This window comes from Microbacterium sp. ZW CA_36 (assembly GCF_044987475.1).
Classification (GTDB): domain Bacteria; phylum Actinomycetota; class Actinomycetes; order Actinomycetales; family Microbacteriaceae; genus Microbacterium.
The window spans coordinates 70146-80401 of the sequence record NZ_JBJDRL010000017.1; the positions used below are offsets into that span (position 1 = coordinate 70146).

Annotated in this window: 12 protein-coding genes and 1 tRNA gene; 5 read left to right on the forward strand and 8 right to left on the reverse strand. The window is 67.8% G+C overall.

The window, feature by feature from the left end:
- Nucleotides 1-17 precede the first annotated feature (17 nt).
- Nucleotides 18-1439, forward strand: a complete 1422-nt coding sequence (locus ACI3KX_RS09730) for an arabinose isomerase (RefSeq protein ID WP_404909553.1) — start codon at nt 18-20, stop codon at nt 1437-1439.
- Nucleotides 1440-1615: 176 nt separating this feature from the next.
- On the opposite strand, the gene ACI3KX_RS09735 is transcribed toward ACI3KX_RS09730, so the two are convergent.
- The 4 genes from ACI3KX_RS09735 to ACI3KX_RS09750 form a co-directional block, all read right to left on the reverse strand.
- The gene (locus ACI3KX_RS09735; RefSeq protein WP_363354567.1) at nt 1616-1993 is read right to left on the reverse strand and encodes a Rid family hydrolase; all 378 of its coding nucleotides are present in this window, start codon (nt 1991-1993) and stop codon (nt 1616-1618) included.
- Between the two features lie 76 nt (nt 1994-2069).
- A complete protein-coding gene (locus ACI3KX_RS09740) occupies nt 2070-2999 on the reverse strand; it encodes a PDR/VanB family oxidoreductase (RefSeq protein WP_404909554.1) in 930 nt (309 codons plus the stop codon).
- A complete protein-coding gene (locus ACI3KX_RS09745) occupies nt 2996-3487 on the reverse strand; it encodes an MOSC domain-containing protein (protein WP_363354571.1) in 492 nt (163 codons plus the stop codon). The genes ACI3KX_RS09740 and ACI3KX_RS09745 overlap by 4 nt, the downstream gene beginning before the upstream one ends.
- The gene (locus ACI3KX_RS09750; RefSeq protein ID WP_404909555.1) at nt 3484-4176 is read right to left on the reverse strand and encodes an alpha/beta fold hydrolase; all 693 of its coding nucleotides are present in this window, start codon (nt 4174-4176) and stop codon (nt 3484-3486) included. The genes ACI3KX_RS09745 and ACI3KX_RS09750 overlap by 4 nt, the downstream gene beginning before the upstream one ends.
- Before the next feature lie 103 nt (nt 4177-4279).
- Between ACI3KX_RS09750 and ACI3KX_RS09755 the strand changes: the two genes are divergently transcribed.
- The 3 genes from ACI3KX_RS09755 (at nt 4280) to ACI3KX_RS09765 (ending at nt 6907) form a co-directional block, all read left to right on the forward strand.
- Nucleotides 4280-4888 carry an XRE family transcriptional regulator gene (locus tag ACI3KX_RS09755; RefSeq protein ID WP_363354575.1) on the forward strand — a complete coding sequence of 203 codons (609 nt, stop codon included), beginning with the start codon at nt 4280-4282 and terminating at the stop codon, nt 4886-4888.
- A gap of 155 nt (nt 4889-5043) precedes the next feature.
- A complete protein-coding gene (locus tag ACI3KX_RS09760) occupies nt 5044-6483 on the forward strand; it encodes an FAD-dependent monooxygenase (protein ID WP_363354577.1) in 1440 nt (479 codons plus the stop codon).
- 28 nt (nt 6484-6511) lie between these two features.
- Nucleotides 6512-6907: a RidA family protein gene (locus ACI3KX_RS09765; protein WP_363354579.1), complete on the forward strand. Its 396-nt coding sequence runs from the start codon at nt 6512-6514 to the stop codon at nt 6905-6907.
- A 4-nt stretch (nt 6908-6911) separates the two neighbouring features.
- Here ACI3KX_RS09765 and ACI3KX_RS09770 read toward each other — a convergent pair whose 3' ends face one another.
- The 4 genes from ACI3KX_RS09770 to ACI3KX_RS09785 form a co-directional block, all read right to left on the reverse strand.
- The gene (locus ACI3KX_RS09770) at nt 6912-7520 is read right to left on the reverse strand and encodes a TetR/AcrR family transcriptional regulator C-terminal domain-containing protein (RefSeq protein ID WP_363354581.1); all 609 of its coding nucleotides are present in this window, start codon (nt 7518-7520) and stop codon (nt 6912-6914) included.
- A 423-nt stretch (nt 7521-7943) separates the two neighbouring features.
- Nucleotides 7944-8016 (reverse strand) — tRNA-Arg (locus ACI3KX_RS09775).
- Between the two features lie 115 nt (nt 8017-8131).
- A complete protein-coding gene (locus tag ACI3KX_RS09780) occupies nt 8132-8530 on the reverse strand; it encodes an MmcQ/YjbR family DNA-binding protein (RefSeq protein ID WP_363354583.1) in 399 nt (132 codons plus the stop codon).
- 32 nt (nt 8531-8562) lie between these two features.
- Nucleotides 8563-9192 carry an asparagine synthase gene (locus ACI3KX_RS09785; RefSeq protein WP_363354585.1) on the reverse strand — a complete coding sequence of 210 codons (630 nt, stop codon included), beginning with the start codon at nt 9190-9192 and terminating at the stop codon, nt 8563-8565.
- Between the two features lie 102 nt (nt 9193-9294).
- On the opposite strand from ACI3KX_RS09785, the gene ACI3KX_RS09790 reads away from it, so the two are divergent.
- Nucleotides 9295-10143: an SDR family oxidoreductase gene (locus ACI3KX_RS09790; RefSeq protein WP_363354587.1), complete on the forward strand. Its 849-nt coding sequence runs from the start codon at nt 9295-9297 to the stop codon at nt 10141-10143.
- The last annotated feature ends 113 nt before the right edge of the window (nt 10144-10256 follow it).

The window sequence follows — 10256 nt, forward strand, 5'->3', positions numbered from 1 at the left end:
CGACGATGCCCACACTGGTGAACGCACTGTTAGAGCCGAGGACCCGTCGCAAGCCGCGCATCGGCCTCGTCGCAGGCGGACTGGGCACTTACTGGCCACAATTTCCAGGCCTCTTGCCGCAGCTGCAAGAGTCCGCGGCCTACGTCTCCCAGCGGTTCCAGCAGATGGATGCCGAGGTCACCGACGTCGGATTCATCTCCGACGCGCACGAGGGCGCGGCTGCCGCCGAGAAACTGCGCCAAGCGGACTGCGACCTCATCGTGCTGTTTCTGACCACCTACCTCACTAGCTCGATGGTGCTGCCGATAGCCCAGCGATCGCATGCGCCCGTCCTGGTCATCGACCTGCAGCCCACCGAGAAAATGGATCACGCGAGCTTCGACACCGGTGCGTGGCTCGCATACTGCGGGCAGTGCCCGGTGCCGGAGGTCGGGAACGTGTTCCGTCGAGCGGGTATCCCATTCCGGTCGGTGTCGGGATACCTGCGGCAGGAACCGGCGTGGGAGCGCATCTCCCGCTGGATCAGCGCCGCCCACGTCCGAGCGGCATTGCGGCATGCGCGCCACGGGCTGATGGGACACCTTTATCCGGGCATGCTGGATGTGTCGACGGATCTGACGCTCCTACCTGCGACCTTCGGCTCCCACGTCGAGGTGCTGGAGTTCGACGATCTGAGGGTGCGTGCGGATACGGTCTCCGAGAGGGAGGTCGCCGAACGGATGGCTCTGGCGCGAGAGCTCTTCACCATCGACGAGTCCGTGGCTGACGATGACTTCGCGTGGGGTGCGCGAGTGTCCGTTGCGCTGGATCGCCTGGTCGACGACTTCGAGTTGGACACGCTCGCCTACTATCACCGCGGCCTCGACGGGGAACAGCATGAGCGACTCGGGGCCGGCATGATCCTCGGTGCCTCGCTGCTCACGGCACGCGGCGTCCCGGCAACCGGTGAGTTCGAGCTGCGGACCACGCTGGCGCAACTGGCTACCCAGGTCATCGGCGCCGGGGGTTCCTTCTGCGAGATCCAGGCACTGAACTTCGTAGACAGCGTCGTCGAGATGGGTCACGACGGACCCGCCCACCTGGCGGTCTCCAGCCGCGATCCCTTGCTGCGCGGCCTCGGCGTCTACCACGGCAAGCGCGGATGGGGTGTCTCCGTCGAGTTCGACGTGCAGCACGGGCCGGTCACACTGCTCGGACTCGGCCAAGACGCCGACGGCTCCCTGACCTTCATCACCTCCGAAGGAGAAGTCGTGGACGGCCCGCTCCTGGAGATCGGGAACACGACCAGCCGCGTCGACTTCGGCCGCGACCCCGGTGAGTGGGTGGACGAGTGGTCCGCGACCGGCGTCGGTCACCACTGGTCCCTGTCGGTAGGTCACCGCGCACCCGACTATCAGGCCGCGGCGTCGCTGCTCGGAATCGGCTATCGGCACGTATAACCAGTTCACCCGCATCGTCGCGCAATGCAACGGGCAGCTCCGTCGCACCTCGCGTTAGCGGCGAGCAACTGAGAAGCGTGGCCCGCGGCCGGTGCGCTCGCGGACTCGTAGGGTGTCCCGCTCCGATGGATCTGCCGAAGGCAACGGCGGACGCGAGCGCCACCGCGCGTTCGACGCTAGCCCACGGCTGCGACGGCGGTGATCTCGATACGCAGTCCGGCGGGCAGGAGTGACCCGATCGTCGCCCGCGCGGGGCGCGCGTCGCGCGGCAGCACGCGGTCCCACACAGAATTCATGAGTGGCCCGTGCGAGAGATCCGCAAGGTACACGGTGACTGACAGGAGGCGACCAGCGGCGGACCCGGCCCCCTCGGCCTCGGTGATGACGTTGCGCAGGCACGCCTCTATCTCCTCTTCGATGTCTTCAGGGATGGCGCCGGCTCCATCGACCGTGCCCAGGACGCCCGAGAGGTAGGCCACTCCGCCGTGGACGACGGCGTGCGGCATCAGTGGGTTGGCGAACAGGTTGGGGATACGTATGCGTTCGATGGTCATGGGTCCTCGCAGACGGGTGTCGGATGAGTCGGTCAGCAGTGGATGAGGGCGGCTGGTTCCAGATGAGATGGCGGTGTCAGATGAGCAGAGCGATGTCGTCTCGACCTCGGCTGACGCACGTTGCGAGCAGGCGCTGCCCGCGGTCGGCGTCGCTGAGACATCGGTCGCGATGGTCGAGGTCGCCGGATGGCGCTTCGATGACGCATGACCCACACACCCCACCCTCGCAGGAGTAGTCGACTGGGATGCCGTCGCGCAGGAGCGCGGTCAGCAATGTCTCGTCGGCCGCGACCGACACGCTCCTCCCGGTGCCGAGCAGGCGCGCGGTGAAGGGTTCACCGAGCCGCTCGCCGGGCCGGGCGGTGACAGCGAACGCTTCCGAGCGCGTTCGCTGGGGTGGATGGCCGGCGGCGTCGAGGGCGGCCATGAGGGAGGGAGGACCGCAGTGGTACAGCGCGGTGTCTGGGGTGAGTCCGGCGACGAGTGACGAAACGTCGAGACGTGTCCCCTCCGCGGACACATGCAGGTGCACCTCCAGTCCGCTCGCCTCGAGGCGGTCGAGCAGTACCGCGTCGGCGCGGCGGTTCACGGCGTAGTGCACCTCACCGTCCAGCGCGGGTGAGACGTCGTGGAGAAGGCCGATGATCGCGGTCACGCCGATGCCGCCCGCGACGAAGACGTGACGCGATGCCGTCGCGTCGAGCGACATCCCCGGCTGGGGGTAGGAGATGAACACCGGATCACCCGGCTGTGAGGCGTGGAACAGCGCCGAGCCGCCGCGTCCGGCATCCTGGCGCTGCACCGCGATCTCGTAGTCGCCGCCCCGAGAGGACACCAAGGAGTAGTCGCGCCGCACTCCCGTCGGGTGCTGGACGTGCACGTGATCGCCGCCCGCGGCCAGCGGAAACGCGCGCCGGTGAATGGGGGCGACGCGGATGGCGCGGACCCGTCGTGACAAGTCGCGGACCGCTGTGACCTGCGCGGCCATGAGGAGTCGTGTGGTCATGCCGTTGCCGGGCCGGGAAGCACAGCGTCACCCGCGCGGAGCGTTCCGCCGCGGATGATCCGACAGTTCAGGCCTGCACGACCGATCAACGGCTCGAACACCGGCTTATCGATGAGGCGCTCGAAGTAGCGGCAAGGCACGTTCAGCCGCCCGCCGTAGAGCTCCACCTCCCCGATCGTGAATCGCTCGCCCACTAGATCATTGAGGGGTACGCCCGTCGTAACGAGATTGCGACGGGTCTCGCTTCGTTCCAGCCGGATGTCGAGCTCGTTCTCGATCGCCTGCAGCACCTCGTCGGCGATGATCGTCACCTGGCGATCCTCGTGCCACATGTGAGAGTAGTGGCCTTGGCGGGTGGCATAGCGGTCCCCCTCGAGACCGATGCCCGCAATCGCCGTCGCGGTGGCGAGCTCGTGCATCTCCACACCGGCAACCTCTGCAATCCAGATACCCTCCAGGCGCCCCCTCCAGCGCGGCGACGTCGTCATCGATTCCGGCCTTTCGCTGCGGCATCCACCGCAGCGGCCAACAGCTCGGGATGCGTGACCATCGGGAGATGTGCGGTCGGGATGCCCACGACGTCATAGCCGCGTGAGCGTGCCCGCTCAGCCATCTCGACCATGAGGGGCTGCACCTCGCACCACACGTAGGTCGAGGGAACCACCCGCGCGACGGCAGCAGCGGCTGTCGAATGAGTGGCCAGCGGCATCGGGGTCATGTTCGCGGCGAGCCACGCGACGTCGTCCACATCCTCGATCCCGAGCGCCTGGGGCGGCAGGGGGGCGATCAGCCACGGTCGCTCATCATCGACGGGGACGAACGCGTCCGCTAGCCATGGGATCAGGTCGAAGGCCGATTCGCCCGCCTCAGGGAGGAACGCGTCGAGATAAATGATCCGGCCGACGCGGGTCGACGTCGCAGCCTCGCGCGCGACGATGCCGCCGTAGCTATGTCCGACGAGGACGACATCCTGCAAATCGCTCCGCTCGAGCAGGTCCACGATCGCGGCCGCATGGACGGACGGATCGATACCCGCGCTCGCCGCCGCAGAATCGCCTGCAAGCCCCGGCAAGTCGGGCGCGATGATCGTATGGCCGGATTCCCGCAGCAGCGGGACGACGCGATCCCACACCCAGCCGCCGAGCCAGGTGCCGTGGATGAGCAGGATCGTCGACATAGGGGTCCTTTCGTAGCAGCCCAGCTGGCAGCTGACGAGGCGACCGTAGCGTGCCGATCGGCACGTTGCCATGTCATTTGGCAAACATTAACATTGTTGCAACATGACTCCTCCGGATGATGCGGCGCGCGAAACGCTCGACGGCGACGAGACGGTTATTGCCCGAGCCGTGCGCGCGCGTCGCCTGATGCTAGGGCTATCGCTCGCCGCGGCGTCGCGGCTGAGCGGCATTTCGGCACCACACCTCTCCCGCATCGAGTCGGGTGACCGCGTGCCGGCCGTGACCCTGCTCATGCGATTGGCCCGCGCCTACGACGTGCCCCTCGGCGTGCTCGTCGGGGAGGCTGACGAGGCGGACCCGCGAGGCGTCACCGTGCGTCGACGCATGCCTGACGAGCGGCTCGCGGGCGCGGAGCGTTCGTTCGACATGCTCGGCTCCCACTCGCCGCACGCGCTCCTGCAGCCGATGCGCGTGACTTTGACCGAGGCGGTGTCTGGCGACCCTCAAGTGCATAACGGTGAGGAGTGGGTGCACGTCGAGTCCGGAGTGCTCGATGTCGAGATCGGCGGATCGACTGAGCGACTGGGCGCCGGCGACTCAATTCACTTCGATGCAGAGATCCCACACCGGCTAGGTCGTGTCGGAGCCGCATCGGCGGTTTTCCTCATGGTCACCTCAATCGCCGGGAGCGGTCATCACCGCAGGGGCTAACCACCCCGGGCGACGACAGGATGCGACCTCCAGTTCATGACGGGCTGGTTTCCGGATGTAACGATCCCATTGCGCATGTTCTGAAACGCCCCGCCGATGCCTATCTTGATCACTGACCAACTGACTTGGTCAACGATCAAGAAAGCCGGTAAGCAATGCATCCTGTCGTCATCGTGGGCGCGGGACCCGTGGGCCTCTGGCTCGCGGCCGAACTACGCCTGCGCGCCATTCCCGTCATCGTCCTCGAGCAACGCGAGTCGATCTCGCCGCACTCGAAGGCACTGACCATCCACCCCCGCACGATCGAGATTTTCGCGCAGCGCGGACTTGCCGAGCGTGTCCTCGCCGGCGGCCCGCGCGTGCCCACCGGGCACTTCGGGGGACTCGAGCAGCGGCTCGACTTCTCGGTTCTCGACACGGCATTCCCCTTCACCCTCCTGCAGCCCCAGGCGCGCACAGAGCAGCTGCTCGAGGACCACGCGCTCTCGCTCGGGGTTGACCTGCGTCGTGGACATCGCGTCGCCACCATCGACATCCGCGTCGATGGCGTCTCGGTGCACGTCGAGACCGTGGATGACTCCTACGCCATCGAGACCGCCTATCTCGTCGGCTGCGATGGGTCGCGCAGCACGGTGCGAAAGGCCGCAGGCATCGGATTCCCGGGCACCTCGGCCACGCTCTACGGCATGCTGGGCGACGTCATCCTGGACGCACCCCCGCAGGGTGTGGTTACCCATTCGGGGCCGACGGGACAACTGATGATCGTGCCGATGGCAGGCGGCATCCATCGCATCGTCGGGATCGACCCGGCGCGAAGCGCACCGATGGATCGCGATCTCACGTTCGAAGAGTTTCGCGAGAGCGTCGTCGCCGTCGTGGGCTCGGACTACGCCATGCACTCGCCGCAGTGGATCTCCCGGTTCGGCAATGCCGCACGACTGGCCGAACGATATCGGCTCGGTCGGGTGCAGCTGGCGGGTGATGCCGCGCACATGCATTTTCCCGCCGGCGGCGTGGGGATGAATGTCGGCATCCAGGATGCGCATGCACTGGGCTGGCGCCTCGCCGACGTTGTGGCGGGCTGGGCAGATGACAGGGTCCTCGACGACTACGCGAGCGAGCGTCGCGCAGTCGGCGCCGACCTCTTGCGCGACACTCAGGCGCAGACAGTTCTGCTGGCGGCCTTCCTGCCTGACGCCCGCGAACTGCGCGGCCTGATGAACGAACTCATCGCCGCCGACCCGCAGCTGTCCCGCCTACTCGCCCAGCGGTTGTCGGGCCTGGCGGTCGCGTATCCGGCGAAGGACGGCGCGCATTCGCTCGTGGGGCACCGCATCATCACCGAAGAGTTGGATGCTGCGACACGCGCCGGCGCCGCACTCTTGATCGTCTCGAGCGAGATCGGTGCGACGCTGGCCGCGGATGCGGCGGCCGTTGGCATCGTCACGGCGTCGCACTCCGACGGACCCACGGTCCTTGTGCGTCCGGATGGATACGTCGCCTGGGCCGCCGAATACCCCACCGAGGCGGAGATCATCGCCGCCGTGCGCTCCTTCCGCACGACTCCCACGTTCGACGTCGTCGCGTCCACCTGAACCGTCCATCCATCGAATCGAGGAAGACATGAATATCACCCGCATCGACCCCGACGGCGCTCCGTCGATCCCGCACCTCATCTCGCAGGTCGTCGCACCGAAGGACGTCGACCTCGTATTCTGCTCGGGCCAGGTCGCATGGAACGCGAGCCTGGAACTCGTCGGCGATGACCTCGGCGCTCAAACCCGGCAAGTGGCCGCGAACATCGACGTACTTCTGGCCTCCCTCGGCGTCCAGCGGTCGGCCATCGTCAAAGAGACGCTTTACATCGTCGACTGGGAGCCGAGCATGCTCTCCGTCGTGTTCGACAACCTTCGTGACGGGACCTCGCCCGTGCCAGCGAGCACCCTGATCGGTGTCGCCGCTCTCGGCATCCCCGGTGCCCTGATCGAGGTTGACGTGGTGATCGCCGTGCCCCGCTGACCGATCAAGCGACGGACAGTCCAGCCGCGTCGAGAAGCGCATCCATCGCGAAAGTGAACCGCGCGTCGAAGGAGTCGTCGACGAGGGATCCTTCCACTCGCGTCAGCACGGGGAACGACCCGGCAGCCAACGCGGCTTCCAATCGCTCGCCTGCGGACGGATCCGCGCCCTGCTCCTCCTGCACCGCCCCGAGGATGAGGTACGACATGGACCAGAACGTCCGCGTGGCGGTGACGGGGTCGGCACCACCATCGAGAAGCGCACCGATCAGCGCCTCGCCGATCGCGAGGGTGTGCTGCTCGATCGCTGATGTGCCCGCCATCAGCCGAGCCCCGTCGCGCCGCGAGAGCAACACGCGCCGATATCGCGCCGCGATCTCGGAGGCACGGGCGCGAGGAGCAGCGGGAAGCCCATCCAGCCGCACATCGGCAAGCATCCGATCGGAGAGCAGCTCAAGCAGTCGCCCCTTCGTCTTGACCTGGAACGAGACGGAGTTCAAGTGGGCGTCCATGCGACGGGCGATCGCCCGCAGGGTCAACCCGTCCAGGCCCTCCTCCGCCAGGAGAGCGGATGCCGTGTCGAGGACCTCCGCAAGATCCCGCCGCCGTGCCATCGGATGCCCCCGTTCCTGAGATGGACCACCCGATCTCTGTTGGTCATCGTACAAGCCTGCTTCCCCTCGCGACTCAGATCCCAATAGCCCTCAAGCTCTGTCGCATGGGATGGCGGTCGAATCTGGGCGTTCGTTGTCAGAGTCAAACCGAGGAGGCTTCGATCGGGGATCTCTATGGCGGAGACGGAGGGATCTTTGACGTCGGCCGCGCGATCCGGAGGCGGTCGAGCCCGCACGCGAGCCCAATCAGACGGCCACGCATGGCGCGGACGCTTTATGCCCGTCCTCGCGCCACAGCACGCCATACGCATGTGTGCACTCGCGTAGGCACCGTGGTGCCCTTCAAACGCCGACACGTACTCTAGATACACGAAAACCCGCGGAAATCCGCGGGTTTTCGATGATTACTGTCTCAACACAGTGCGCGCCCGAAGGGACTCGAACCCCTAACCTTCTGATCCGTAGTCAGATGCTCTATCCATTGAGCTACGGGCGCATGTCGTTCGCAGCAGCGCACAACGTCGTCAAGAATACCTCACGGCCACCTGCGGCGCGAATCGGCGGGAGGATGCCGGATTCCCGGGCGTGTTCACGCACTCCCGGACCGTTCTTCACAGGTCCTGGGCGTCGAGTGCGCGCAGCTGACGCTGCAGGGCGACACGACGGTACGAGGTGTCGAGGAGCTCCGCGAGCAGCTCCCAGTCGCCGGCATCCGCCTCCACACGGATGGCGAGCCAGCCGTACGCACCCTCGTAAGGCGGCACGAAGACGTCGTCTCGCTCGAGCATCGCCGGACGCTCGACGTCGTCGGGGATGAACTCCACCGCACCCGTGTCATCGTGGGCGGCACCTACGATGGCGAACTGACGTCTGCCGGCGCGGAACGTCGAACGGCCGTGGGCGAGCACCTCGGCTGCCTCGGGGTACGCCATGCACAGCCGGCGCACGCGCCCGGTCAACGGGTGCTCCGGCGGGAAGCGCATGGGATGCGGTGGAACGTCGACGGACACGGCTCGAGGGTACGCCTACGCCGCACGGATGGTCAGGAGTCGAGCTCGCTGACGTCGATGCCCGAGACACGCGGCGACGCCGCGGCGGGCTCGGCGGCGGGCGCGGCATCTGTGTCTTCCTCGTCGCGGTGGCGCTTGTGCGCGGCCAGACGCGGGATGTCGACCAGACGGATGGACTGCATGCGGGCGGCGCGCATGCGGTCGTAGTCCGGATCGAGATCGGGCCGCATGCCCTCGACGCGCAGGCGACGCTGGAGGTTGGCCTCGACGTCGCCCCACGCGGCATCACGAGACTGCTCGATGAGGGACCGCACGACGTGCGGGTCGTCGGCCATGCGCCGGAGCGCCTGCGCCACCCCGGCGTACTGCCGGCCGCGCCGGCGGAGATTGCGGGTGTCGCGATCGCGGTAGTCGTGCGTGCCGTCGGGATCGGTGAACTTGCCCCATGCCTTCTTGCGCTGGCGCCTCACGAGTGCCGCCGCCTCGTCCTGCTCGTCGGCCAACGCCGTCAGCGTCTCGCGGGCGAACGGGGTGAAGGCCACCACGTCGAACTGCTCGTCATGCGCGATCGTCTCCACCAGGATGCGGTTGCGGATCGCCAGCCGTGCTGCGGCGGACGCGATGGACACCCCTTCGGCGATCGCCTCTGCGGTCTTGCCCATCGCACCTCCCCTCAGAAGGCTAGCGTCCGAAGCGTCGTCGCGAGTCAGCGAGAATCGTAGGCACGGCTCGTCGACGGCGACGAGCGCAGCGAGAGGCAGCAGATGACGAAGACGCCACCCCTGAACGTGCGCGGACGCACCACCGTCATCACCGGCGGCGCCGCGGGGATGGGCGCCGAGGTCGCTCGCCAGCTCGCCTCGCGCGGTGCCCGCATCGCACTGCTCGACCGCAACGCCGACGGGCTCGCCGCCGTCGCCGCGGGCCTCGAAGGCGCGGGCCACACGGCGCACGTCGTCGACCTCACCGATGACGACGCAGTGGCAGCCGTCGTCGCCGCGGTCGAGGCATCCCATCCTCACGTACAGTCCCTCGTGACGTGCGCCGGGTCGTCGATGCTGGGCGACATCGATCAGCTGACGATGGCCGAGATGCGCTGGCTGATGGACGTCAACCTCTGGGGCACGGTCAACGTCACCAAGGCGCTCCTGCCGGCGCTTCGTCGCGAGCCGGCCGCCCACATCACGCACCTGGTGTCGATCTACGGACTCGCCGCCCCCGCCGGGCGCATCCCGTACGCGATGAGCAAGTTCGCAGTGCGGGGGTTTACCGAGTCGCTGCGGCACGAACTGGAGCGCTCCACGATCACCGTCGGCGCGGTCTACCCGGCCGGGGTGAAGACCGGCATCATCCTGCACGGCCGGTATGCCGCGGCGATCGATCCCGCGGTCGCCCAGCGCGCAGCCTCGGCCCAGGCCGCGATGTACCACACCGAACCCGCGGATGCCGCGGCGCGCATCGTCGAGGCGACGATCCGCCGGCGCCCCCGCACCATGATCGGGCGCGAGGCGCGGCTCGTCGACGTGCTCGCGCGCGTCATGCCGACCCGCTACTGGGCGCCGATGCGGCGGCCGCTGCGCGACGCGATCGACACCACGACGCCGCTCCGCTGACGGCGGCGGCTACGGCCGCGCTTGCGTTCTGCCGCTGCGCTTGCGTGCTGCGGCCGCGCTTGCGCCCTGCGGCTGCGCTTGCGCTCTGCGGCCGCGCTTGCGCCCTGCGGCCC

Bases quoted from the DNA above. Each gene is read 5' to 3' on its own strand.
- ACI3KX_RS09735 (WP_363354567.1), bottom strand. From the start codon at position 1,993: ATGACCATCGAACGCATACGTATCCCCAACCTGTTCGCCAACCCACTG.
- ACI3KX_RS09740 (WP_404909554.1), bottom strand. From the start codon at position 2,999: ATGACCACACGACTCCTCATGGCCGCGCAGGTCACAGCGGTCCGCGAC.
- ACI3KX_RS09745 (WP_363354571.1), bottom strand. From the start codon at position 3,487: ATGACGACGTCGCCGCGCTGGAGGGGGCGCCTGGAGGGTATCTGGATT.
- ACI3KX_RS09750 (WP_404909555.1), bottom strand. From the start codon at position 4,176: ATGTCGACGATCCTGCTCATCCACGGCACCTGGCTCGGCGGCTGGGTG.
- ACI3KX_RS09755 (WP_363354575.1), top strand. From the start codon at position 4,280: ATGACTCCTCCGGATGATGCGGCGCGCGAAACGCTCGACGGCGACGAG.
- ACI3KX_RS09760 (WP_363354577.1), top strand. From the start codon at position 5,044: ATGCATCCTGTCGTCATCGTGGGCGCGGGACCCGTGGGCCTCTGGCTC.
- ACI3KX_RS09765 (WP_363354579.1), top strand. From the start codon at position 6,512: ATGAATATCACCCGCATCGACCCCGACGGCGCTCCGTCGATCCCGCAC.
- ACI3KX_RS09770 (WP_363354581.1), bottom strand. From the start codon at position 7,520: ATGGCACGGCGGCGGGATCTTGCGGAGGTCCTCGACACGGCATCCGCT.
- ACI3KX_RS09785 (WP_363354585.1), bottom strand. From the start codon at position 9,192: ATGGGCAAGACCGCAGAGGCGATCGCCGAAGGGGTGTCCATCGCGTCC.
- ACI3KX_RS09790 (WP_363354587.1), top strand. From the start codon at position 9,295: ATGACGAAGACGCCACCCCTGAACGTGCGCGGACGCACCACCGTCATC.